Annotated in this window: 21 protein-coding genes; 10 read left to right on the forward strand and 11 right to left on the reverse strand. The window is 73.2% G+C overall.

Annotated features, from left to right (window positions below; genetic code table 11):
- Window positions 1–182: 182 nt before the first annotated feature.
- Both B085_RS0140255 and B085_RS0140260 read left to right on the forward strand, forming a co-directional pair.
- Window positions 183–950: a class I SAM-dependent methyltransferase gene (locus B085_RS0140255; RefSeq protein WP_026251937.1), complete on the forward strand. Its 768-nt coding sequence runs from the start codon at window positions 183–185 to the stop codon at window positions 948–950.
- Between the two features lie 43 nt (window positions 951–993).
- The gene (locus tag B085_RS0140260; RefSeq protein ID WP_018564263.1) at window positions 994–1,380 is read left to right on the forward strand and encodes an MmcQ/YjbR family DNA-binding protein; all 387 of its coding nucleotides are present in this window, start codon (window positions 994–996) and stop codon (window positions 1,378–1,380) included.
- A gap of 33 nt (window positions 1,381–1,413) precedes the next feature.
- On the opposite strand, the gene B085_RS0140265 is transcribed toward B085_RS0140260, so the two are convergent.
- Genes B085_RS0140265 through B085_RS0140275 form a run of 3 tightly spaced genes read right to left on the reverse strand, consistent with a single transcriptional unit; the run spans window position 1,414 to window position 4,035 of the window.
- A complete protein-coding gene (locus tag B085_RS0140265) occupies window positions 1,414–2,244 on the reverse strand; it encodes a MetQ/NlpA family ABC transporter substrate-binding protein (protein ID WP_018564264.1) in 831 nt (276 codons plus the stop codon).
- Window positions 2,245–2,281: 37 nt separating this feature from the next.
- The gene (locus B085_RS0140270) at window positions 2,282–3,001 is read right to left on the reverse strand and encodes a methionine ABC transporter permease (protein ID WP_018564265.1); all 720 of its coding nucleotides are present in this window, start codon (window positions 2,999–3,001) and stop codon (window positions 2,282–2,284) included.
- Entirely contained in the window at window positions 2,998–4,035 is a 1,038-nt protein-coding gene (locus B085_RS0140275) for a methionine ABC transporter ATP-binding protein (protein ID WP_018564266.1), read from the reverse strand. Before B085_RS0140275 ends, B085_RS0140270 begins: the two co-directional genes overlap by 4 nt.
- Before the next feature lie 452 nt (window positions 4,036–4,487).
- Between B085_RS0140275 and B085_RS0140280 the strand changes: the two genes are divergently transcribed.
- Together B085_RS0140280 and B085_RS0140285 are read left to right on the forward strand one after the other, a co-directional pair.
- A complete protein-coding gene (locus tag B085_RS0140280; protein ID WP_018564267.1) occupies window positions 4,488–4,856 on the forward strand; it encodes a hypothetical protein in 369 nt (122 codons plus the stop codon).
- A complete protein-coding gene (locus B085_RS0140285; RefSeq protein ID WP_018564268.1) occupies window positions 4,849–5,298 on the forward strand; it encodes a hypothetical protein in 450 nt (149 codons plus the stop codon). Before B085_RS0140280 ends, B085_RS0140285 begins: the two co-directional genes overlap by 8 nt.
- Before the next feature lie 7 nt (window positions 5,299–5,305).
- On the opposite strand, the gene B085_RS0140290 is transcribed toward B085_RS0140285, so the two are convergent.
- The 3 genes from B085_RS0140290 to B085_RS0140300 all read right to left on the reverse strand — a co-directional run bounded on the left by B085_RS0140290 (window position 5,306) and on the right by B085_RS0140300 (window position 7,747).
- Entirely contained in the window at window positions 5,306–5,815 is a 510-nt protein-coding gene (locus B085_RS0140290; protein ID WP_018564269.1) for a GNAT family N-acetyltransferase, read from the reverse strand.
- Between the two features lie 124 nt (window positions 5,816–5,939).
- Entirely contained in the window at window positions 5,940–6,464 is a 525-nt protein-coding gene (locus tag B085_RS0140295) for a sigma-70 family RNA polymerase sigma factor (RefSeq protein WP_018564270.1), read from the reverse strand.
- A gap of 89 nt (window positions 6,465–6,553) precedes the next feature.
- Complete coding sequence (locus B085_RS0140300) at window positions 6,554–7,747, reverse strand: glycerophosphodiester phosphodiesterase (RefSeq protein WP_018564271.1); 1,194 nt, start codon at window positions 7,745–7,747, stop codon at window positions 6,554–6,556.
- 300 nt (window positions 7,748–8,047) lie between these two features.
- Here B085_RS0140300 and B085_RS0140305 point away from each other — a divergent pair, with 300 nt between their 5' ends.
- Window positions 8,048–8,704: a lysophospholipid acyltransferase family protein gene (locus B085_RS0140305; protein WP_086020787.1), complete on the forward strand. Its 657-nt coding sequence runs from the start codon at window positions 8,048–8,050 to the stop codon at window positions 8,702–8,704.
- Between the two features lie 24 nt (window positions 8,705–8,728).
- On the opposite strand, the gene B085_RS0140310 is transcribed toward B085_RS0140305, so the two are convergent.
- On the reverse strand, window positions 8,729–13,147 hold the full coding sequence (locus B085_RS0140310; protein ID WP_018564273.1) for a tetratricopeptide repeat protein: 4,419 nt from the start codon (window positions 13,145–13,147) through the stop codon (window positions 8,729–8,731).
- Between the two features lie 161 nt (window positions 13,148–13,308).
- On the opposite strand from B085_RS0140310, the gene B085_RS0140315 reads away from it, so the two are divergent.
- Window positions 13,309–14,031, forward strand: a complete 723-nt coding sequence (locus B085_RS0140315) for a hypothetical protein (protein WP_018564274.1) — start codon at window positions 13,309–13,311, stop codon at window positions 14,029–14,031.
- A 39-nt stretch (window positions 14,032–14,070) separates the two neighbouring features.
- On the opposite strand, the gene B085_RS0140320 is transcribed toward B085_RS0140315, so the two are convergent.
- The 4 genes from B085_RS0140320 to B085_RS0140335 all read right to left on the reverse strand — a co-directional run bounded on the left by B085_RS0140320 (window position 14,071) and on the right by B085_RS0140335 (window position 18,953).
- Entirely contained in the window at window positions 14,071–15,519 is a 1,449-nt protein-coding gene (locus tag B085_RS0140320; RefSeq protein WP_018564275.1) for an MFS transporter, read from the reverse strand.
- Window positions 15,516–16,073, reverse strand: a complete 558-nt coding sequence (locus tag B085_RS0140325; RefSeq protein ID WP_026251938.1) for a TetR/AcrR family transcriptional regulator — start codon at window positions 16,071–16,073, stop codon at window positions 15,516–15,518. The genes B085_RS0140320 and B085_RS0140325 overlap by 4 nt, the downstream gene beginning before the upstream one ends.
- Before the next feature lie 99 nt (window positions 16,074–16,172).
- The gene (gene argH, locus B085_RS0140330; RefSeq protein ID WP_018564277.1) at window positions 16,173–17,600 is read right to left on the reverse strand and encodes an argininosuccinate lyase; all 1,428 of its coding nucleotides are present in this window, start codon (window positions 17,598–17,600) and stop codon (window positions 16,173–16,175) included.
- Window positions 17,601–17,759: 159 nt separating this feature from the next.
- Window positions 17,760–18,953: an argininosuccinate synthase gene (locus B085_RS0140335; RefSeq protein WP_018564278.1), complete on the reverse strand. Its 1,194-nt coding sequence runs from the start codon at window positions 18,951–18,953 to the stop codon at window positions 17,760–17,762.
- A gap of 281 nt (window positions 18,954–19,234) precedes the next feature.
- Here B085_RS0140335 and B085_RS0140340 point away from each other — a divergent pair, with 281 nt between their 5' ends.
- The 4 genes from B085_RS0140340 to B085_RS0140355 are packed head-to-tail and all read left to right on the forward strand — an operon-like array spanning window position 19,235 to window position 22,772.
- Complete coding sequence (locus B085_RS0140340) at window positions 19,235–20,620, forward strand: ferric reductase-like transmembrane domain-containing protein (RefSeq protein WP_037733385.1); 1,386 nt, start codon at window positions 19,235–19,237, stop codon at window positions 20,618–20,620.
- A gap of 7 nt (window positions 20,621–20,627) precedes the next feature.
- On the forward strand, window positions 20,628–21,179 hold the full coding sequence (locus B085_RS0140345) for an FMN-binding protein (RefSeq protein WP_018564281.1): 552 nt from the start codon (window positions 20,628–20,630) through the stop codon (window positions 21,177–21,179).
- A 2-nt stretch (window positions 21,180–21,181) separates the two neighbouring features.
- A complete protein-coding gene (locus B085_RS0140350; RefSeq protein WP_018564282.1) occupies window positions 21,182–21,958 on the forward strand; it encodes an FAD:protein FMN transferase in 777 nt (258 codons plus the stop codon).
- Between the two features lie 34 nt (window positions 21,959–21,992).
- The gene (locus B085_RS0140355) at window positions 21,993–22,772 is read left to right on the forward strand and encodes an SDR family oxidoreductase (RefSeq protein ID WP_018564283.1); all 780 of its coding nucleotides are present in this window, start codon (window positions 21,993–21,995) and stop codon (window positions 22,770–22,772) included.
- Window positions 22,773–22,821: the final 49 nt, after the last annotated feature.

Raw genomic sequence — 22,821 nt, forward strand, 5'->3', positions numbered from 1 at the left:
GTGCACAGCATGCAGCATCCACCGGTTCACCCGCAGGACCGGGTCGCCGCGGGGCCTGCGCGGCCGTCGCCCCAGGGTACGTCCAACCATCCGCGCGACGGGAGCAGTTGGTGTGCTGTTCCCCGGCTTTTCCGCAGGTCCGCTACGCCCGTGGTCACAGGGTCCTGCTACCGTCTGCCCGCGTGACGGTGCACCACGCAGCAGGAGTCGGATATCAGCGGGCCGCGGGTGTGTACGAGCGGTCGCGGCCCTCGTACCCCATGGCGGCCCTGGCCGAGTTGGCGGACGCGCTGCCCCTGGAGACCGGCCGCACGGTGGTCGACCTGGGCGCCGGCACCGGCAAGTTCACCCGCCTGCTGGCCCTGACGGGCGCGGAGGTGATCGCGGTCGAGCCGGTGACGGAGATGCGGGAGCGGCTCGCGGAGCTGCTGCCGGGGGTTCGGGTGACGGCCGGGACGGCCGAGGCCACCGGCCTGCCGGACGGGTGCGCGGACGCGGTGGTGGCGGCGCAGTCCTGGCACTGGTTCCAGGAGGAGGAGGCCCTGGCGGAGGTCGAGCGGCTGCTGCGGCCGGGCGGTTCGCTGGCGCTGGTGTGGAACACCTACGACACCTCGGTCCCCTGGGTGCGGGACTACCAGGACATCGTCTTCCGCCTGGCGCCGCGTGACCTGCCGAGCCCGCTGGACGACGGCTGGCGCAAGGCCTTCACCGACCGCGCCGGCTGGTCGCGGGTGCACGAGCGGCACTGGCCGAACCTGCACTCGACGACGGTCTCCGACGTGGTGGAGCGGATGACGTCCTCGAGCCACATCGCGGTGATGGACCCCGCGGAACAGGAGCGGGTGCGGGCCGAGGTGGAGGCGGTGCTGGCCGGGCACGACGCCACGCGCGGCAACGCCGCGGTGGAGATGCCGTACACCACGGACGTGTACTGGGTGCGGCGCCGCTGAGCGGTCACCCCCCGCTGTCGGTGGGGCCCTGTTGAATGGGCGCATGGACGCGGACCGGCTCGGGGACCTCTGCCTCGGTTTCAACGGCGCCGTGGCGGAGAACCCCTTCCCGCGCGACCGGGAGGTGACCGTCTTCAAGGTCGGCGGGAAGATCTTCGCCATCAGCGCGCTGGGGGGCGAGCCGCTGAAGGTGAGCCTGAAGTGCGAACCCGACCTCGCGGTGCGGCTGCGGGCGGAGCACCCGGCGATCGTGCCGGGGTGGCACCTGAACAAGCGCCACTGGAACACGGTGACGCTGGACGGTTCGCTGCCCGACGCGATGGTGCGGGAGCTGGTCGAGGACTCGTACGACCTGGTGGTGGCGCGGCTGCCGCGCGCGGAGCGGCTGCGGCTGGACTGGCCGGGTGAGGCGGGGGACGGGGCGCGGTGAGCTCGCTGCCCGACCCCCGCCGGGGCCCGCGGGTCAGAAGGAGGGGATGACGGAGCCGGCGTACGTGTCCTCGATGAACTTCTTCACCTCGGGCGTGGTGAGCAGCTTCTTCAGCTTCAGCACGCGCGGGTCCTCCTCGTTGCCCTCCTTGACGGCGAGGAAGTTGCCGTAGGGGTTGTCGTCGGCGGACTCCAGCACCAGGGCGTCGTCGGCGGGCTTGAGCCCCGCGGAGATGGCGTAGTTGCCGTTGATGACGGCCGCGTCGACGTCCTGCAGGGAGCGCGGCAGCTGGGCGGCCTCGAGCTCCTTGAACTTCAGGTTCCTGGGGTTGCCGGTGATGTCGGCGGGGGTGGCCTCGTTGCCGACGCCGTCCTTGAGGGTGATCAGGCCGTTGGCGGCGAGCAGCTTGAGGCCGCGGGCCTCGTTCACCGCGTCGTTGGCGACGGCTATCGTCGCACCGTTCTTGATCGCGTCGGCCGACTTCAGCTTGTCGGAGTACAGGCCCAGCGGCTCCAGGTGCACCGTGACGACGGGCACGATGTGGGTGCCCTTCTTCTTGTTGAAGTCGTCCAGGTAGGGCTGGTTCTGGAAGTAGTTGGCGTCGACGGAGCCGTCCTCGGTGGCGGTGTTCGGTGTCACGTAGTCGCTGAACTCCTTCACCTCGAGCTTGAGCCCGGCCTCGGCCGCCAGGTTGTCCTTGACGAAGTTCAGGATCTCCGCGTGCGGGACGGGGCTCGCGGCGACCACGAGCGGGTCGCTCGCGCTGTCCTTCTTGGTGCCGGAGTCCCCGCCGCAGGCGGTCAGGCCGAGGGTGAGGCCGGCGGCGGCGAGGACGGCGGTCGTGATCTTGATGCTGGTACGCACGAAAAGTGCCTTTCTGGAACGGTGTTGCCTTGCGGTGTCAGGAGGCTTCGGTGGCCGCGGCCGGGCGCAGCAGGCGCAGCCGGGGCGTGGTGGAGGTGCGGCCGCGGTGCGAGGCGCTGCGGGCGGCGAGGTCGCCGGCGAGCTGGACGACGGTCACGATGACGATCAGGACGCCGATCGTGACGAGCATCAGCGAGGTCTCGAAACGCTGGTAGCCGTAGCGGATGGCGAGGTCGCCGAGGCCGCCGCCGCCGATGGTGCCGGCCATGGCGGAGTAGCCGATGAGCGCGATCACCGTGGTGGTGAGTCCGGCGATCAGGGAGGGCAGCGACTCGGGCAGCAGGGCCTTGCGGACGACGGTCCAGGTGCTGCCGCCCATGGCCTGGACGGCCTCGACGAGTCCGCCGTCGACCTCGCGGACGGCGGTCTCGACCAGCCGCGCGAGGAACGGGATGGCGCCGATGGACAGCGGTACGACCATGGCCTCGGCACCGATGGTGGTGCCGATCACCCAGCGGGTGAAGGGCAACACCGAGATCATCAGGATGAGGAAGGGAAGTGAGCGGCCGAGGTTCACGACCACGCCGACGGCCTTGTTGACCGTGGCGTTGCGCAGCAGTCCGCCGCGGTCGGTCAGTACCAGCAGGACGCCCAGCGGAAGTCCTCCGGCGACCGCGATCAGGGTGGACCAGCCGACCATGATCAGGGTTTCCCAACAGGCCTGCGACAGCAGCGGCTGCATCTGCGACCAGCTCACTTCGCGCCCTCCTTGACCGGCTCGTCGGCGCCGACCGGGGCGACGTCGACCTGCAGGCCCTTTTCGCGGAGGAAGCCGATCGGCACCACGTTGTCCTCGAAGGCCCCGGGCAGCTCGATGCGCATCCGGCCGACCTGGCGGCCGCCGACGGTCTCCAGCGCGGCGCCGAGCACGGAGATGTCGATGTTGTAGGTGCGGGAGAGCTGGGAGATGACGGGCTCGGTGGCGGCCTCGCCGTGGAAGGTCAGGTCGACCACGGTGCGGCCCTCGCCGGACGGCTCGCCGCCGACCGGGAAGAGTTCGTGGGCGAGTTCGGAGCCTGGCGTGGCGAGCAGGTCGGTGACCTTGCCGGATTCCACGATGCGGCCTCCCTTCATCAGAGCGGCGGAGTCGCAGATGGCCTTGACCACGTCCATCTCGTGGGTGATGAGCAGGACGGTCAGGCCGAGCTGCTGGTTGAGGTCGCGCAGCAGCTGCAGGATCGAGCGCGTGGTCTCGGGGTCGAGCGCCGAGGTGGCCTCGTCGGAGAGCAGCACCTTGGGGTCGCCGGCCAGGGAGCGGGCGATGCCGACCCGCTGCTTCTGGCCGCCGGACAGCTGCGCCGGGTAGGCGCGGGCCTTGTCGGCCAGGCCGACCAGGTCGAGCAGTTCGAGGGCCTTGCGGCGGCGCTCGCGTCCGGAGACGCCGAGGATCTCCAGGGGCAGTTCGACGTTGTCCCGGACGGTGCGCGAGGACAGCAGGTTGAAGTGCTGGAAGACCATGCCGATGCCGGTGCGGGCGGTCCGCAGGGCGGAGCCCGCGCGGTCGGAGCGTCCGGCGAGCGCGGTCAGGTCGCGCCCGGCCACCTCGACGGTGCCGGAGGTGGGTCGTTCCAGCAGGTTCACGCAGCGGATGAGCGTGCTCTTGCCCGCGCCGCTGCGTCCGACGACGCCGTACACCTCACCCTCGCGGACGTGCAGGTCGACGCCGTCGAGGGCCACCGTCTCCCGGTCGCGGGATCGGTAGACCTTGGTCAGGCCCGTTGTGGTGATCACTGGGTTTCCGTCACTGTCGAGTGCGCGGCGGACGAAAGCCGCACACGGGGTGTATGGACCGCGGGCAGGGCATGGCTGCGCCCCTCGGGGAGCGCGGGGGAAGGTCAGCAGTAGGTGCCGGGCGGCTGGGGGTCGTGCGCCAGCCGGCAGCGGCGGAAGGTCTGCTGCAGTGCCGTGTGCATGGGGGTGTGCGATCCGTTGCAGGAGGGGTGGGTCTCGCTTCGGGGCGCGAGACTCAGATGGCGTGGGCCCTCAGCGTGCGCACATTCGACACATACGACGAACACCGGGCGTCATCGCCTCGGTCGCGCGGCAGCGGCGGTTCGTCGTGGTCATGTGCCCCAGTAAAGCAGACCCCCGCTCGGCGTTCCAATATCCGGTCTTCGAGTCCGGAATGTGGACAGGCCGGGGGGCCGGGAACCGGCGATTCCCGGCCGTAATAGAGTCGCGCCATGCTCGACGCGCTCACGATCGCGGTCTCGGCCACGGCGCTGCTCCTGGCGTCCTGGTGCGGTTTCGCGGCTTTCCGCGACCAGCCCACCAAGGACTGGCACTTCATCGGCATGGCCCTGGTGGCGGTGCTGGCGCTCGTCCAGCTGGTGACAGGTGTGGTCAAGCTCACCGGCGGCGAGAAGCCGGTGGACGGTACGACGATCTTCGTGGCGTACCTGATCGGCGCGGCCTGCACCGTCCCGGCGGCGGGCTTCATGTCGCTGACCGAGCGCACCCGCTGGGGCTCGGCGATCGTGGCCGCGGGCGGGGTGATCCTGGCCGTGCTGGAGGTGCGGCTCCACGACATCTGGGGAGGCGTCAGTGCCTGAGACCGCGAAGGACGCCGCCGCGCCGAACGCGGCCGGGCCCGGGATCGGCCGCGGGCCGGGCCGGTTGCTGCTCTCGCTCTACGGCGTCTTCACCGTCGCCGCGCTCTCCCGCGCGATCGTGCAGATCAGCGTGCAGTTCGACCAGGCGCCGCTGGCGTACCTGCTCTCCCTGCTGGCGGGCATCGTCTACGCGGTGATCACGGTGGCCCTGTGGCGGGGCGGCGAGGGCGCCCGGAAGGTGGCGCTGGTCAGCTGCGCGCTGGAACTGGCCGGCGTGCTGACGGTGGGCACGCTGACGCTGGTCGACTCCGGGGCGTTCCCCGACCAGACCGTGTGGTCCGACTACGGCATGGGCTATTTGTTCCTGCCCGTCGTCGTGCCGGTGACCGGCCTGCTGTGGCTGCGCCGGCCGGCGCGGCCACAGCAGGACTCCGGATCCTGACGCGGGCTCAGGCGCTCGCGGCGTACGTCTCGGGCCGGGCGGCCGGCTTCTCCATGTGCACCAGGCTCAGGTGGCGCGTGACCGGCTCGACGTTGCCGATCTGCGCGTAGCCCAGCTTGCGGTACAGCTGCAGGTTGACCTCGCTGCGGTGCCCGGTGAAGAGCCGGTAGCGCTTGGCCTCGCTCTCCGCGGCGAGGCGCTCCTCGATGGCCCGCAGCAGCCGGCCGCCGAGTCCGTGCCGCTGCATGCGGGGGTGGACGATCAGCTTGGCGAGCCGCGCGGTGCCGTCCTCGTCCACGGAGCCGCGGACCGAACCCACCACCTCCTCGCCCAGCCGGGCCACCACCACGATCCCGCCCGCGAGTTCGGCGCGCAGCGCCTCGAGGGTCTGGGTCAGCGGTTCTATGCCGTAGTCCCCGTACAGTGCGGCTTCGTCCTGGTAGCAGAGGTACTGCAGTTTGAGGATCTTCTCGGCGTCGTCGCCGGTAGCCGCAGAGATGGTCACGCTCATGCCCATGTGCGCTGGCCTCTCCTTCGAGTCCGCCCGGGCCGCGGGGGGTGAGGGTGCGGCGCGGGACGTTGCCCTGAATCGTTTCCGGAAGGCGGCGCGGCCCGTGCACAAGCGTCCGTACGCCGACTGTTTACGGTGCATTACCCCGTCGTACGGGTGATGCAACCCCGGTTGCGAGGATCGTACGCAGGCAACTCAGGCACCGGGAACGCATCGGTCCGAGGCTGCCCTGTGAGATTCCCAACTCCCGGGAGATTTCACGGTAAGTGGGATCGGAACGGGAGATCAGGGCGGATACCAGCTCCGGGCAGCGCCCGGGCAGCCGGCGCGCGGCGGTCAGCAGGGTGCGGCGCTGCTCGGCGGCGAGCACCTGCTGTTCGGTGCTCGGCAGGGCCTCGGCTGCGGGATGGCGGCCCGGGCCGTACGGCGTCTCCCGGCGGGCCCGGCGCACGGCGAGGCGCACCTCGGCCCGCACCGCCCGGCGCAGCCAGCGGGCGGGGTCGGGGGGCGGTTCGGGAAGCTCCAGCAACCGCAGCCACACGGACTGTTCGAGGTCCGCCGCCTCGACGCAGGCGGGGACGGACTCGGCGGCCGCCTCGGCCGCGAGCAGCGGGCGGATGGCGGTCAGCTCTTGGTGTCGCACGCGCGGGGTCATGCCCGCCGGGACATCCCCGGCGCACCGGGTGGTTGCCCCCTGGCGGGGGAACCACCCGTGCGCGGGAGGGGATCACCTCGGGTTGACGATCACTTCCGGCCGACGAAGTCCGCGCGGGCCAGGAGCGCGGTGTCGCAGTTGTCCGAGAAGATGCCGTCGATGCCCTGCTCGAAGTAGACCTTGAAGGCGCCGAAGGCGTCGCCGTAGGCGTTGGGGTCCGTGCCGACCCTGAAGTCGGCGGGCAGGAAGCTGTTCTCGTTGCGCATCGTGTACGGGTGCAGGATCAGCCCGGCCTTGTGGGCGTCGCGCACCAGCGTGGTGGGCGTGCCGAGCTTGCCGGCCGCGTCGCGCGGGATGATCAGGTTCAGGGTGGGGCCGATGCCCTGCGCGAAACCGGCGATCCACTTCAGCCCGGCCGGGGTGACCAGGTCGGCGACGGTGCGCGGGTCACCGGCGGCGACGAAGTCGTAGGGGCGGGTGGTCGCCGCGTCCAGCAGGACGACCTTGGGGTTGCGCAGGCCGAGAGCGCCGAGCCGCTGGATGCTGCCGGGCTCGAAGGACTGCAGGAACAGGGGCGAGTCGCGCTTGTCGCGGCCGTGGCGGCGCAGCAGCTTGGCGAGCCGCTCCTCCAGGCCGAGGCCGATGCCGCGGAAGTAGGTGGGGTGCTTGGTCTCGACGTGCAGCCACACCGCCTTGCCGCGGCGGCGGCCCTGCTCGTCGGCCCAGCGCAGCACCTCCTCGAAGGTGGGCACCTCCCAGTGGCCGTTGTAGACGGTGTTGTGCTGCCGCTGGGCGGGCAGCCGCTCGACCGCGCGCAGGGTCTTCAGCTCGGCGAGGGTGAAGTCCTCGGTGAACCAGCCGGTGGTGGCGACCCCGTCGAGGGTCTTGGTGGTCCGGCGGTCGGCGAACTCGGGGTGGTCGGCGACGTCCGTGGTGCCGCCGATCTCCGGCTCGTGGCGGCAGACGAGGTGCCCGTCCCTGGTGGGGACGACGTCCTGCTCTATGACGTCGGCGCCGAGGTCCAGGGCGAGCTGGTAGGAGCCCAGGGTGTGCTCGGGACGGTAGCCGCTCGCGCCGCGGTGGCCGACGACGGTCGGGACGGGCAGGGGGTGGACGGGCACGGAGCCGTGCGAGGAGACGTGCGAGGAGCCCCGCTCGGCGGCCGCGGCGGTGCCCGCGCCGCCGAGCACGGTGACGCCGGCGCCGAGCGCGGCGGCCCCGATCAGTGCCCGGCGCCCGGGCCCCCTGCCCTGCTCCCGGCCGCCCTGCTGCTCGTGCGTCATGTGCGCTCCCTCGTGTCGGCCGAACGTCCGTCCGGCTCCTGCCAAGCGACGCGCGCATCGTAGGCGGGCCCGAGTTTCCTTCGAGCTGCGATCGACGGAACGTGGCGGAAACGCACGTCAACAATGCGTACCGGTCGTGTGAACCCGGTGTGCGTGTCGCGCCGTGGCGGAAGTATCGTCCTCGGCGGGAGAGGCGCACACTGGTGAGCGAACCCCGCGGGAGTCCGGCCGGACTCCCGCCGACCACGACCGGAGGACCCGTTGTTCCGCATCATCCTCAAGGCACTGCTCGGAGTACTGATGCGCGTCCTGTTCCGCCCCCGGGTCGAGGGCGCGGAGCACATCCCGGGCGACGGCCCCGTGATCCTCGCCGGCAACCACGTCACCTTCATCGACTCGATGTTCCTGTCACTGGTCGTGAAGCGTCAGGTCTTCTTCATCGGCAAGGACGAGTACGTCACCACCCCCGGGGTCAAGGGCCGGCTGATGGCGGCCTTCTTCACCTCCGTCGGCATGATCCCCGTGGACCGCGACGGCGGGCACGGCGGCGTCGCCGCCCTCATGACCGGTCGTCGCATCCTCGACGAGGGCCGGGTCTTCGGCATCTACCCCGAGGGCACCCGCTCCCCCGACGGCCGCCTGTACCGCGGCCGCACCGGCGTGTCGCGGCTGGCGCTGATGACCGGCGCACCGGTCGTCCCGTTCGCGATGGTCGACACCGACCGGATCCAGCCGGGCGGCGCGGGCGTCCCGCGGGTGCACCGCTTCACCGTCCGCTTCGGCAAGCCGCTGGAGTTCTCCCGCTACGAGGGCATGGACCGCGACCGCTATGTGCTGCGCGCCGTCACCGACGAGGTGATGAGCCATGTGATGCGGCTGTCCGGCCAGGAGTACGTCGACATCTACGCCACCAAGGCGAAGGCGTCCAAGGCCACGGACCACGCCACGGCGGCGTAGCCCCTCCCCCAAGGCGTCTCACCCTCACAGGCGCGGCATCCGGCCGACCGGCCCGTTGCCCGCGGGCGTCCGCGCCGGGGTGAGCGCGACCTCGCCGCGCGGGCCGCGTGAGATCTGGCCGATGCTCGCCGACAGGTCGGCCTCCATCCCCCCGGGCAGTTTGAGGCGGATCAGCACCGGCAGCAGGAACCCCACCGCGATGAGCCCGGCCAGCACCGGGGTGAGCGTCGTGAGCATCACGGCGGTGACATGGTGCTTCCACAGGAAGTCCACCCAGGCCGCGCCGAGCACGGCGGTGGCCACCAGCACCAGGACCGCGCTGCTCAGCCGGCTCCCGCGGGCGGCGCGTGCGTCCTCCTCCAGCAGCCGCAGCGCCCGCTCCGCGTCCTGGTGCGCCGGGTCGAGGCGGCGGCAGCGGGTGAGGAAGCGCTGGGCGCGTCGCCGGTGGAGCAGTTTCAGCCGGACGTCGACGGTCTGCGTGCCCAGCCGCTGCTCCACCACCCCTGCCACGAAGTGCGGTTCGGCCTCGCGCTCGGCCAGCCGGATCGCGGCCCGCGCCTCCTGGCCCGCGTCGCGGTGGCGGTCGGCGTTCTGCTCGGCGTCGCCGGCCTGCACCAGCAGGCGCGCGAGCGCGAGCCGCAACTGCCACTCCGGCTGGTCCCGCACCCCGCGCCGGCCCAGCACGCGGCGCAGTTCCTCCTCGGCGGCGCCGAGGTCCCCCGCGCCCTCCGCCAGCGCCACCGCGAGCCCGAGGGCCGCGCTGCCGCTGTCCGGGTCCACGGCGACCGCCCGGCGGAACTCGCCGGCCGCCTCCGCCGTCATGACGTCGCCCCCGCCCTCCCGGGCCCGGTGCAGCGCGAGGCTGCCCAGTTCGACGTGGGCCTGTACGTCGTACCAGTCCAGCTCGACGGCCCGGCGCAGCACGGCCTCGGCCTCCGTGTAGCGGCCGAGCTGCACATAGAGCGCGCCCAGTTCGGTGTGGGAGCGGCCGTACGGGTCCAGTTCCACGGCGCGGGCGAAGTGCCGCTCGGCGGCGGCGGGCTCCCCGCGCCGGTGCGCGATCAGCCCGAGGCAGGTGTGGGCGGCTGCGTTGCGCGGGTCCTCGCGGCCGACGGCCCGGCAGTGGGCGGCCGCCTCGGCGAGACGTCCGTCCGACCGCGGGCCGCCGGGGCCGAGGTCCGCGAGGCGCACCAGCGACCATGCGCGGCCGAGCCGGAAGTCGTGGTCGTGCGGCCGGCAACGCAGGACCTCCGCGAAGGCGTCCACCGCGTCCAGCGGGCGCTGGTCCATCAGCGCGACCCAGCCGGTCGCGGCACGGGCCTCCGCGCGTCCGAGGGGTCCGGGCGCGGATTCCAGCAGTTCCTCCAGGACCTGCGCGGCCGGGATGTGGTCGCCCCGCTCCGCGTGCACGGCGGCCAGCTGGAAGCGGAGCGACGTCAGGTGCGGGCGGACGCGGGTGAACTCCTCGACGTGGCGCTCGGCCTCGTCCAGGCTGCCGCATTCGCGCAGCGTGGTGACCAGCTGGTCGTGGGCGGTCACGCTGTACGGGGCGTCGGCCACGGCGCGTTCGCACTGGGCCAGGGCCTCGTCGTACCGGTGCCGCTCGCGGAGCACGGCGGCGAGGCGGCAGCGCACCGACACCGCGTCCGGGACCCTGCCGAGCAGCGCCTCCGCGGCCTGCTCAGCCTCCTCGGAACGGCCCAGTCCGGCGAGGGTGTCGATCAGCAGCCGGCACGCCCACTCGTGCTCCGGGTCGAGTTGCAGGGCCCGCCGCAGATGCGGCAGCGCCTCCTCCCGGCGGTAGGTGTCGGCGAGCACCTGCGCGGTCGCGACGTGCGCGGCGGCGATCCCGGGATGGCCGCCGCGCGCCCGGCGGGCGACCGCCTCCGCCTCGTTCCACCGCCGCAGCGAGCACAGCACCTCCACCTTGAAGGTCAGGGTGCGGACCCGGTCCGGACGCAGGGCGAGGGCGCGATCGACGCTCTCCAGGCACTCCGTGTCCTTGTCCTGGTCCCAGAGGCAGTAGGCCAGGTCCATATGGGCGTCCGGCGCCGTGGGACGGCGCTCGGCGCCGCGCCGCAGCACCTGTTCGGCCTCGTCCCATTGCCGTGAGCGCCGCAGGAGCCAGCCGAGCAGGTCCACGGCGCCGGAGGCGTCGTCGGTGAGTTCCGCGGCGCGCCGGGCGAACGGCAGGCCATCGCCGGGGCGTTCCATCGCGGAGTACAGCCATCCGACGGCGGTCAGCACCTCGGGGTCGTCGGACCGGAGACCCGCGGCGTCCTCGGCGGCCCGCTCGGCCTCGTCCCAGCGTCCGAGCCTGCGCAGGACGGCGAGCCTGCCGAGCAGCGCGTCGCGGTGGTCCGGTTCGCGCCGCAGCGCCTCCTCGTACGCCTCGCACTCCTCGGTCCGGCGCTCCTGCTCGCCGAAGCACGCGGCGAGCAGGCAGGGGCCGGCGGCCGAGCCGGGCGATGCGGCGGCGGCCCGGCGGGCGGCCGACTCGGCCGCCGGCAGGTCCCCGCGGCCGAGGTGCGCCGTGGCGAGCAGTTCCAGCGCCTCCAGGTCGTCCGGGCGCAGGCGCAGCCACTCCTCGGCCGCGGCGCGGGCCCTGTCGTGGTCGTCCCGCCCCAGGGCCGTCCTGGCACGCTGGGCGGCCACGACGTCGGCGGGTACGCCCCGGTGCACGGCCTCCTCCAGGGCGGCCTCGGCCTCGCTCCACCGCTCCGCCGCACGCAGACCGTCGAGCCTGGCGACGTGTGCGTCCGCCGAGCGGGCGTCGAGGCGCAGGGCGCGGTCCACGGCCGCCAGCGCCTCCTCGGTGCGCTCCGCGGCGAACAGGACCGTCGCCAGGAGGACATGGGCCTCGGGGTCGTCGGCGGCGGTCCCGGCGCCCTGCCGGGCGGCGGCCTCGGCGTCGGCGAGACGGCCCAGGCCGCACAGGGACCGCACGCGCAGGCGGGCCGCGAAGTCGCGTTCCGGTTCCGCGAGGAGTGCGGCCTCGCACTCCTCGACCGCCCGCGCGTACCTCTGCCGCGCGAAGGACAGGCAGGCCTGCTCCTCCAGGAGCAGGCCCTCCAGACGTCCGGTGCGGTCCGCCTCGCGCAGCGAGGCGATCATCTCCGCCGTGTCGTCCCAGCGGCGGGCGCCGCGCAGCAGGGCCAGCGAACGCTCCATCAGATAGGTGTCAGCGGGTGCGAGTTCCCTGGCGCGCGTCACGGCGGCGAGTGCCTCGTCGTACCGGCCGGCCGCGCCCAGGGCCCCGGACAGGCGCAGCAGTGCCTCGGGATCGGCGGGCCGCAGCGCGGCCGCGTGCCGGACGGCCTCGGTCGCCCCGTCGACGTCGCCGCCGCGTCTCAGCAGGTCGGCCCGGACGCCGAGCGCCCAGTCCGAGCACGGGTCCAGCGCCAGGGCCTCCTCGGTACGGACCAGGGCGCGGTCGAGTGCTCCGCAGGCCAGTTCTGCGGCGGCGAGTTCCAGCCTGACACCGGGCGCGTACGGGCACTCCCGGGCGGCCCGCCGTCCCGTGGCGAGTGCCTCCGCCGGGTCTCCGCCGCGTCGTTGCGCCTCGGCCTTGCACTCCCAGGCGAGATCGCAGTGCGGTTCCAGCGCGAGCGCCCGGTCGCAGGCAATGACCCCTTCGTCCGTACGTCCGAGGTCGATGAGGCAGCGGGCGTGTTCGACGTGCGCCTCGGGGCGCCGCCCGTAGCGCGCGGCGAGGCGCTCGGCCGCCTCCAGCGCGGCCCGGGCGTCCCCGCGGCCGCTCTCGTACCGGACCTCGGCGGTCAGCACGGCGACGTCGTCCCGGTCCAGGGAGCGGGCGGCGAGCAGTTTGGCGTGGGCCGGTTCGCCGCCGCCCCGGCTCGCCGCGATGCGTACGGCCGCGCAGCGGACCTCGACGGGGTCGGCGAGCGCGTGCTCGGCGTCCTCCAGGCCCCTCAGCGCGGCGGCGGTGTCCCCGAGTTCGACGCGGGTCCACGCGGCGCCGATCCAGCCCTCCGCGTGGCGCGGTCCGACCGAGGTGGCCTGTTCGAAGGCCGCCAGCGCCTCGTCCCAGCGGCACGAGCCGTGGTGCAGCCAGCCCAGCGCCGTGTGGACGTCCGCGGACCGCGGGTGCCGCGCCGCGGCCGCCGTTCCCTCGGCCAGGGCCTCGTCGAGGCGGCCCATGCGGTCGAGGGCCGCCACGCGCCACCCCGCGGCGGGACCGCATTCCGGGTCGTGGCGCAGGGCCGCGGCGAACTCCGCAAGGGCTGCGTCGTGTTCGTACTGCCGCAGCCGCAACCGGCCGCGTGCGACGTGCAGCCGGGCCGTTCGCTCCGGGTCGCCTGCCGCCCGGGCGAGTTCGGCGCCCAGGAGGGCCTCGGCCTCCTCGTAGCGGCAGTCGAGGGTGTGCTCCCTCAGGACGGCCAGGACGTCGGTGTCCTGACCGGGCTGTGCGTCCGTGCTCATGGCGCTCCCTCCCCCGCGGCGGGTACCGGCAGCATACGGACTGCAACGCGACGGCGTGCGAGAGGAGTTGGCCTCCACGTCCTGCGTGGGCGCCGGCGCAACCCCGCAGCCTGCGTGGCGCGTCCTCGCGATTGACGGATCCGCCGGGGGCGGGGGGACGCGTGCAGTACATCGAGGTCACGGAGCTGGCAGGGGTACGGTCGGCGGTCATCCGCTTCCGCAGTCGCGGGACGGCGCTGACCTTCGAGCTGTTCCCGATGGTCCACTTGGCCGAGCCGGCGTTCTACGCGCAGGTGACGGCCCGACTGCGCGCCTCGTGCGACCTGGTGATCGCCGAGGGCGTCCGGGGCGGTACGGCGGCGTTGGCGCTCACGCGGTCGTACCGCAGTCTCGCGGGCCACGAGCGTCTGGGACTGGTCGTCCAGGACATCGACTTCGACACGCTGGGTGTGCCCGTGGTGTGCCCGGACATGACCGGTGAGGAGTTCGACGACGGGTGGCGGCGGGTGCCGCTCAGGGAGCGCGCGACGCTGGCCGCGCTCGTCCCCGTCTACGTCGCGGGCATGCGGCTGCTCGGCACGCGCCGGTTCCTCGCCCGGCACCTGCAGTTCGAGGACCTGCCAGGGGACGACGAGGAGCAGGCCGCGGAATTCTGGACGGGGACGGACGACCTGGTGGTGCACCGGCGCGACCGCCTGCTGATCGACGCGGTGACGCAGGTGCACCACGCCCGCGCCGGCCGTCCCGAGCCGTTCACCGCCGGAATCCTTTACGGTGCGGGGCACATGCGCGCGGTGACCACGGCGCTGATGGACCTGGGCTACACGCCCGCCGGCTCGCAGTGGCTGACGGTCTTCACCCTCGACGACCCTGTGGCCGGCTGACCAGGCCCGCGTACGGGGAGGCGGTACGGTCCCCGGACGTCAGGGGCCCATCGGGGTGACCCGGCCCTCCGCGAGACGCCGGCCGCGCAGCAGGCGCCAGGCGGCGGTGGCGGCCAGCAGGAGGACGGCGCCGCCGGCGCCGGACGCGGCGCGCAGGCCGTCGGTGAAGGCGGCGGGGTCGGCCGAGGCGGGGCCGCCGGAGATCCCGGTGACGACGGAGCCCAGCAGGGCGATGCCGAGGGCGGCGCCGAGTTCGTACGCGGTCTCGGAGACGCCGGAGGCGGCACCGGCCTGCCGAGGGGGGACGCTGGAGAGGATGACGTCGGCGGTGACGGTGAACGACAGCCCGGCTCCGGCCCCGACGACCAGCAGGACGGCGCCGAGGAAGAGGTAGCCCGTGTCCGGCCGCAGGGCCAGCAGCGCGAGCAGGGCGAGTCCGGTGGCGCCGAGCCCGCCCGCGACGGCGACGCGGACCGACCAGCGGCGCGCGACGGCGCCGGCGGCGAGTCCGGTGGCGGCGGCGCCGAGGGTCGCGGGGAGTTCGCACAGGCCGGCCTGGAGCGGGGAGCGGCCCTGGACGAGCTGGAGGAACTGGGAGAGGAAGAAGACGCTCCCGGCGAGCCCGAGCACGGTGAGCAGGTCCGCCAGCACGGCGCCGGAGAAGCCCCGGTGCCGGAAGAGCCGCATGTCCAGCAGTGGCTTGGGCAGGGCGAGCTGCCTGCGGACGAAGGTGTACAGGCAGGCCGCGCCGAGAAGGCCCGCACCGGCCGCGCCGGCGCCGGGGCCGTGCACGGCGAGCTGCTTGACGGCGTAGACGACGCCGAACATGCCGAACAGCGAGAGCAGGACGCTCGACGGGTCCCAGGGGCCGGGCTCGGGGTCGCGGGACTCGGGCAGCAGCCGGGCGCCGACGACCAGCAGCAGTGCCATGACGGGCAGGTTGATGAGGAAGACCGAGCCCCACCAGAAGTGCTCGAGGAGTATCCCTGCGGCGACCGGTCCGAGGGCCGCGCCCGCGGTCGAGACGGCGCCCCAGACGCCGATGGCGAAGCTCCGCTCGCGCGGATCGGGGAAGAGGGTGCGGATCAGCGCGAGTGTGGACGGCATGAGGGTGGCGCCCGCGACGCCCATGAGGGCGCGGGCGGTGATGAGCATGCCGGGGCTCGTGGCGTACGCGGCGAGCACGGAGAGCGCGCCGAAGGCGGCGGTGCCCGTGAGCAGCAGCCGCTTGCGGCCGACGCGGTCGCCGAGACCGCCCATGGAGACGAGCAGGCCCGCGATGACGAAGGAGTAGACGTCGCCGATCCACAGCAGCTGGGTGGAGGTGGGCCGCAGGTCCGCGCTGAGGAAGGGCACGGCGAGGCCGAGCACGGTGGCGTCGACGGCGATGAGCAGCAGCGCGAGGGTGAGGACGCCGAGGGCGAGCCAGCGGGCGGGGTGGCCGCGGTCGTCGTGGCGGGGGGTCGTGACGGGTGCGGCGGTGGTCATGACCCGCCCCGGGGGGCGCGCAGCATGCCGCCGAGCAGCAGGTCCGTGACCATGCGGGCGGAGTCGAGACGGGCCATGCGGCCGTCCTGGACGGACCAGGCCGAGGCGGCGATGAGCGCGTACAGCGCCTCGACGAGCCAGGCGGGGGTCAGGTCGTAGCGGAAGGCGCCGGCTTCCTGGCCACGCCGGAAGAGCGCGGCGACCCGGGTGTCGATGCGCGCCCAGCCGTCGTTGATCTCGGCGAAGTCGTAGATCTGGTTCTCGCCGTAGAGGAAGGCCAGGAAGCCGGAGACGGGCACGGCCTCGTCGATGAGCCGGCGGACGGCCTCGACGGGGTCGCCCTCCTCGATGCGCGCCGCGTCCAGGCGCTCCTCGGTCTGCTCGATGCCGAGCACGCCGAGCGCCCGCACCAGCGCGTCCCTGCCGGGGAAGTGCCGGTGGAGTGTGGCGCGGCTGACGCCGGCTGCCTTGGCGATCTCCTCCATGGAGGCCGTGGCGCGCCGCGACAGCAGATCGGCCGCGTCCCGCAGGACCTGCTCACGATCCAAACTCATGAGACAAGGCTAACGCATATGAGACATTGGTGTCTCAGACGCGAGGACGAAGAAGCCCGGCCGGGTGGACGGACCCGGCCGGGCTCCCCGCTCGCGGAATCAGCTCTTGGCCTGCGCCCACGCCAGCTGGACCGCGAGGTCCCGCTTGACCTCGGCGAGCTGGACGACCACCGCCGACGGCGCGGTCCCGCCGCGACCGTCACGGGCGGCCAGCGCGCCGTGGACGTCGAGCACGGTGCGCACCTGCGCGGTGAGGTGGGGCGAGATCTTCGTGAACTGCTCGTCGGTCAGCTGGTCCAGCTCGATGCCCTCGGCCTCGCAGACCTTGACGCACTCCCCCGCGACCTCGTGTGCGACGCGGAAGGGCACCCCCTGCTTCACCAGCCACTCGGCGATGTCCGTGGCGAGCGAGAAGCCGGCCGGGGCCAGCTCCTCCATGCGCTCCCGGTTGACGGTGAGCGTGGCCATCATGCCCGTGAAGGCGGGCAGCAGGACCTCGAGGGTGTCGCAGGAGTCGAAGACCGGCTCCTTGTCCTCCTGCAGGTCCCGGTTGTACGCCAGGGGCAGCGCCTTCAGCGTGGCCAGGAGGCCGGTCAGGTTGCCGATGAGCCGCCCGGACTTGCCGCGGGCGAGTTCGGCGATGTCCGGGTTCTTCTTCTGCGGCATGATCGACGAACCGGTGGAGAAGGCGTCGTGGAGGGTGACGAAGGAGAACTCCTTCGTGTTCCAGATGATGACCTCCTCCGCGATCCGCGAGAGGTCGACGCCGATCATGGCGGTGACGAAGGCGAACTCGGCGACGAAGTCGCGCGAGGCCGTGCCGTCGATGGAGTTGGCGACCGAGCCGTGCTCGAAGCCGAGGTCCCTGGCGACCGCCTCCGGGTCCAGCCCCAGCGAGGAACCGGCCAGCGCGCCGGAGCCGTACGGGGAGACGGCGGTGCGCACGTCCCACTGCCGCAGCCGCTCGGCGTCCCGGGACAGCGCCTGGACGTGGGCGAGCACATGGTGGGCGAAGAGCACCGGCTGCGCGTGCTGCAGATGGGTGCGGCCGGGCATGGCGACGTCGATGTGCGTCTCGGCGAGCCGGACCAGGGCGTGCTGCAGCTCGGCGATCAGGCCGCCGATGATCCGGGCGTGGTCGCGCAGGTACATCCGGAAGAGTGTGGCGACCTGGTCGTTGCGGGACCGGCCGGCGCGCAGCTTGCCGCCGAGGTCGGGACCGAGCCGCTCCAGCAGGCCGCGCTCCAGGGCGGTGTGGACGTCCTCGTCGGCGATGGTCCCGGTGAAGGAGCCGTCGGCGACGTCGGATTCCAGCTGGTCGAGCCCGGCGAGCATGCGGGTCAGCTCGACGTCGCTGAGCAGCCCCGCCTTGTGCAGCACGCGCGCGTGGGCGCGGGAGCCCGCGATGTCGTACGGCGCGAGCCGCCAGTCGAAGTGGACGGACGCGGAGAGTTTGGCAAGCGCCTCCGCGGGACCGTCGGCGAAACGCCCGCCCCAGAGCCGGACATCGCCGCTGTTGGTGCTCACTGCTCTGCTCGCTTCCCTCGTGGGTGGATGTGCGCCCGCCTCCCCGCCCGGACGGGCGGGGAGGCGGGCTGCCGTGGCCGAGGCTACTGACCGGGCGCTGTCGTCAAAGTACCGCCGGCCGCCCGGAGGGCGTGGCAGGCGGGACCTTGACGATTGGGACTAGGCCAGGTCGCGCTTGGCGGCGATCTTCGACGACATGCCGAAGATCTCGATGAAGCCCTTGGAGAGGGACTGGTCGAACGTGTCGCCGGTGTCGTACGTGGCCAGGTTGAAGTCGTACAGGGACTCGGCGGACTTGCGGCCGGTGACGACGGCGCGGCCGCCGTGCAGGGTCATCCGGATGTCGCCGGTGACGTGCTGGTTGGCCTCCTCGATGAAGCCGTCCAGGGCCCGCTTGAGCGGGGAGAACCACAGGCCGTCGTAGACCAGCTCGCCCCAGCGCTGCTCGACCTGCCGCTTGTAGCGGGCCAGTTCGCGCTCGACGGTGACGTTCTCCAGCTCCTGATGGGCGGTGATCAGGGCGATCGCGCCCGGAGCCTCGTACACCTCGCGGGACTTGATGCCGACCAGGCGGTCCTCGACCATGTCGATCCGGCCGACGCCCTGTGCGCCCGCGCGCTCGTTGAGCTGCTGGATGGCCTGCAGGACCGTGACCGGCTTGCCGTCGACGGCGACCGGGACGCCCTGCTCGAAGGTGATGATCACCTCGTCGGCCTCGCGGGCCGCGGCGGGGTTCTGGGTGTACTCGTAGACGTCCTCGATCGGGGCGTTCCAGATGTCCTCGAGGAATCCGGTCTCGACGGCGCGGCCGAAGACGTTCTGGTCGATCGAGTACGGGGACTTCTTGGTGGTGGCGATCGGGAGGTTCTTCTCCTCGCAGAACGCGATCGCCTTGTCCCGGGTCATCGCGTAGTCGCGGACCGGCGCGATGCAGGTCAGCTCGGGCGCGAGGGAGGAGATGCCGGCCTCGAAGCGGACCTGGTCGTTGCCCTTGCCGGTGCAGCCGTGGGCGACGATCGAGGCGCCGTGCTTCTTGGCGGCGGCCACGAGGTGCTTGACGATGGTCGGCCGGGAGAGCGCGGAGACCAGCGGGTAGCGGTCCATGTAGAGGGCGTTGGCCTTGATCGCCGGGAGGCAGTACTCGTCGGCGAACTCGTCCCTGGCGTCGGCGACCTCGGCCTCCACCGCGCCGCAGGCCAGCGCCCGCTTGCGGATGACGTCCAGGTCCTCGCCGCCCTGGCCGACGTCCACGGCCACGGCGATGACCTCGGCGCCGGTCTCCTCGGCGATCCATCCGATGGCGACGGAGGTGTCCAGTCCGCCCGAGTAGGCGAGTACGACGCGCTCGGTCACGGGTCTCTCCTTTGGTGCGCGAGGTCGAGTGCGTATGGCGGCGGTGATGATGCATACGCTGTTGGGTATAAGTATGCACTCCTCTGCATGCTTCGTCAATCAGCCGTGTCGGCGCGGGTCACAGGCGTGTCGGCGGCTCGCCGCGCCACCCGGGCCGAGGGCGCTCCGGCCGCCCCAGCACGGCTGCTCCCCGCTCCGCGCGGCCATACCACAACGCCTCACGCCACGTAGCGAGAAACCGGGCTTTGAGCAGCGGCGCGAGCGCGCGCGTATCCATGGGCATGGCGGCCACGACCACGATGATCCACAACAGCAGAGCGGGCAGACGGCAGGCCATGCGCCGGATCCGGCCCCGCCGTTCCCCCGCGATCCCGCTGCTCCTCCTGGCCTGGGCGGGCGCCGCCGGGGTCGTGTGGCTGTGGTGGGGCAACACCCCCTACGTCCAGCCCACCACGGCCGGCCGGCTGACCGCCGCGGGCCGGATCACCGGCCTGCTCGGCGGCTACGCCATCGCCCTGGTCGTCCTGCAGATGGCCCGTGTCCCCGCGCTGGAGCGGCGCGTGGGCAGCGACCGGGTGGCGCGCTGGCACGCGATGAGCGGCCGCTACGCCGTCTCCCTCGTCGTCGCGCACGTCGCGCTGATCCTGTGGGGCTACTCCGAGCAGTCCGGGCAGCCGGTGGTGCAGCAGTCGGTCGCCGTGGTCATGGACTACCCGCGGATGATCGAGGCGACCGCGGGCACCGTACTGCTGCTGGTCGTCGGCTTCGTCTCGGCGGGCGTGCTGCGCCGACGGCTGCGCTACGAGACCTGGTACTACATCCACCTGCTGACCTACGCCGCGGTCTACCTGACCTTCTGGCACCAGCTCGCCACCGGCGCCGAGTTCGCGGGCAGCGCCACCGCGCGCGGCGTCTGGTACGCGCTGTACGGGTCGGTGACGGCGCTGGTGCTCTGGTACCGGGTGCTGGTGCCCGTCCGGCTGAACATGCGGCACCGCATGCGGGTCGCGGAGACCGTGGAGGAGGCGCCGGGCGTGGTCTCGGTGCTGATCACGGGACGCAGGCTGCACCGCCTCGGCGCCGAGCCCGGCCAGTTCTTCCGCTGGCGCTTCCTCGCCGAGGGGATGCGCTGGAGCGCCAACCCCTACTCCCTGTCCGCGCCGCCGCGGCCCGACCTGCTGCGGATCACCGTCAAGGCGGTGGGCGGCCACAGCTCCGCGCTGGCCACGCTCGAGCCCGGCACGCGGGTGTGGGCCGAGGGCCCGTACGGCGCCATGACGGCCTCCCGCCGCCGCGGCGGCAAGGTGCTGCTGCTGGCCGGCGGCGCGGGGATCACCCCGCTGCGCGCGCTGTTCGAGACGCTGCCGGCCGCGCCGGGCGACCTCACCCTGCTCTACCGGGCCCGCAGCAGGCAGGACCTCGCGCTGTGGGCCGAGTTGGAGGAGATCGCGGCCGAGCGCGGCGCGCGCCTGGTGTACGCGGTGAACGGACCCGACGGCGCCCGCCCGGAGATCACCGCGCAGGGACTGCGGCGGATGCTGCCGGACATCGACCGGCACGACGTGTACCTGTGCGGCCCCCCGGGGCTGGCCGAGGAGTCGTACTCCGCGCTGCGCGAGGCCGGAGTGCCGGAACGACGTATCCACCACGAGTCCTTCGAGATGTGAGGTCCGAGTGAAGAAGAAGCACCCGCTGCGCCGGATCCTCCTGAGCAGCGTGACGACCGTCTCCGGGGTCGTGCTGCTGCTCGCCCTGAAGCCGACGACGGCGCCGTTCACCTCGCAGGCCGGGGGCCCGGCACAGCAGGTGCCGCCGGTCTCCGCGGCCGCCTCGCCCGCGGCCCCCTCGCCCGCGGGCCCCGACCCCTCAGTGCCGGTGGCCTCGAACCCCGCGGACGGCGGCGGGTCCGGCGGTACGCGGGATTCCGGCGGGCAGGGCGGCGCACCCGCCCGGAAGACCGTCACCGGGGACGCCGCGCAGACCAGCTACGGCCCCGTCCAGGTCAAGATCACGGTCGAGGACGGGCGGATCGTCTCGGCGGCCGCCGTCCAGGCCCCCGCCGGCACCCCCACCAGCGACCGGCTCACCGCCACCGCCGTCCCGGAGCTCAACCGGGCGGCGGTCACCGCGCAGAGCGCGCAGATCGACACCGTCTCCGGCGCCTCCTTCACCAGCGAGGGCTACCGGACGTCGCTGCAGAGCGCCCTGGACAGGGCCGGTGCCTGACGATGTCCGAGAACCCGCCGCGCCTGCGGCACGTGGAGCACTGCATGGGGACGGTGTTCTCCTTCGACGTGCGCGGCGCCCGCGACCCCCGTGTCCGGGACGCCCTGGACGAGGCGGTGGCGGGCCTGCACGAGGTCGACGCGGTGTTCTCCACCTTCCGCGCCGACAGTGAGATCAGCCGGCTGGGCCGCGGTGAACTCGCCCTCGCGGACTGCTCACCCGAGGTGCGGGAGGTCCTGGGGCTGTGCGAGGACGCCGAGCGCCGCACCGACGGCTGGTTCACGCCGCGCTACGCGGGCCCCGGCACCGCGCTCGACCCCACCGGCCTGGTCAAGGGGTGGGCGGTGGAGCGGGCCGTCCGGACGATCACGGCGGCGGGCGCCGGCAAGGTCTGCCTCAACGGAGGTGGCGACGTCCAGCTGACCGGCGGCCCCTGGCGGGTCGGCATCGCCGACCCGCTGCGGCCCGGAGGACTCGCCACCGTCGTCGAGGCCGACGGCGAACTGGCCGTCGCCACCTCCGGTCCCGCCGAGCGAGGCTGCCACATCCTCGACCCCCGCACGGGCGCCCCGCCCGCCGGGGGGGCCGCGTCGCTCACCGTGGTGTGTGCCTCCCTCACCGGGGCTGACACCTGGGCGACGGCCGGCTACGCCATGGGCGGCCGGGCCCGCGAGTGGCTGGAAGCGCTCCCCGACGTGGAGGCCTTCGGCGTCGCCGCCGACGGCACGACCTGGCACACCAAGGGATTCGGGCGTTTCGTCGCCAAGTTGAGCGCTTGACGATCAGCTGTTGCAGGTGGCAAGAATGCGTCACATGGATCTGCAACTGAACGGCAAGGTCGTGCTGGTCACCGGAGGGTCCGACGGACTCGGCGCGGCCCTTGTCCGGCGGCTGGCCGCCGAGGGCGCCCGGGTGGCGCTGTGCGGACGTGACTCCGAGCGCATCGAGCACATGGTGAAGGAGCTGGGCGCCACCGGTGCCGACGTGCTGGGCGTGCCCGCCGACGTCACCCGTCCCGAGGACCTCGAGCGCTTCGTCGCCGCCGCCGACGGGCGATGGGGACGGATCGACGCCGTGGTCAACAACGCCGGCCGCAGCGCGGCCGGGTTCTTCGAGCGCCAGGACGACTCGGTGTGGGAGGAGGACCTGCAGCTGAAGCTGCACGCCGCGGTACGTCTGACCCGGCTGGCCCTCCCCCACCTGCGCGCCGCGGGGGGCGGCGGCGTCGTCAACACCCTCGCCGTGTCGGCCAAGGCCGCCGGCGCGGGCAGCACCCCGACCTCGGTCTCCCGCGCGGCCGGCCTGGCCCTGACCAAGGCGCTGTCCAAGGAACTCGGGCCCGACAACATCCGGGTCAACGCCGTCCTCGTCGGCCTGGTCGAGAGCGGCCAGTGGACCCGGCAGGCCGAGCAGCGCGGGATCGCCGTCGAGGAGCTGTACGCCACGATGGGCCGCGACTCCGGCATCCCGCTGGGCCGGGTGGGCCGCGCCGAGGAGTTCGCGGACCTGGTGGCGTTCCTGCTCTCCGCCCGGGCCGGCTACGTGACCGGCACCGGCATCAACTTCGACGGCGGCCTGAGCCCCGTCGTCTGACGGGGACGGGGAAGGCAGAGGGAGAGGGGCCCGGGTTCGGCCCGGGCCC

Origin of the sequence: Streptomyces sp. BoleA5, from assembly GCF_000373665.1 — a bacterium.
In the GTDB taxonomy this organism is placed as follows: Bacteria; Actinomycetota; Actinomycetes; order Streptomycetales; family Streptomycetaceae; genus Actinacidiphila.

Excerpts from the sequence above, each read along its gene's own strand:
- B085_RS0140260 (WP_018564263.1), top strand. The coding sequence starts at position 994 with ATGGACGCGGACCGGCTCGGGGACCTCTGCCTCGGTTTCAACGGCGCC.
- B085_RS0140280 (WP_018564267.1), top strand. The coding sequence starts at position 4,488 with ATGCTCGACGCGCTCACGATCGCGGTCTCGGCCACGGCGCTGCTCCTG.
- B085_RS0140290 (WP_018564269.1), bottom strand. The coding sequence starts at position 5,815 with ATGGGCATGAGCGTGACCATCTCTGCGGCTACCGGCGACGACGCCGAG.
- B085_RS0140295 (WP_018564270.1), bottom strand. The coding sequence starts at position 6,464 with ATGACCCCGCGCGTGCGACACCAAGAGCTGACCGCCATCCGCCCGCTG.
- B085_RS0140300 (WP_018564271.1), bottom strand. The coding sequence starts at position 7,747 with ATGACGCACGAGCAGCAGGGCGGCCGGGAGCAGGGCAGGGGGCCCGGG.
- B085_RS0140305 (WP_086020787.1), top strand. The coding sequence starts at position 8,048 with ATGCGCGTCCTGTTCCGCCCCCGGGTCGAGGGCGCGGAGCACATCCCG.
- B085_RS0140310 (WP_018564273.1), bottom strand. The coding sequence starts at position 13,147 with ATGAGCACGGACGCACAGCCCGGTCAGGACACCGACGTCCTGGCCGTC.
- B085_RS0140320 (WP_018564275.1), bottom strand. The coding sequence starts at position 15,519 with ATGACCACCGCCGCACCCGTCACGACCCCCCGCCACGACGACCGCGGC.
- B085_RS0140325 (WP_026251938.1), bottom strand. The coding sequence starts at position 16,073 with ATGAGTTTGGATCGTGAGCAGGTCCTGCGGGACGCGGCCGATCTGCTG.
- B085_RS0140340 (WP_037733385.1), top strand. The coding sequence starts at position 19,235 with ATGGCGGCCACGACCACGATGATCCACAACAGCAGAGCGGGCAGACGG.
- B085_RS0140350 (WP_018564282.1), top strand. The coding sequence starts at position 21,182 with ATGTCCGAGAACCCGCCGCGCCTGCGGCACGTGGAGCACTGCATGGGG.
- B085_RS0140355 (WP_018564283.1), top strand. The coding sequence starts at position 21,993 with ATGGATCTGCAACTGAACGGCAAGGTCGTGCTGGTCACCGGAGGGTCC.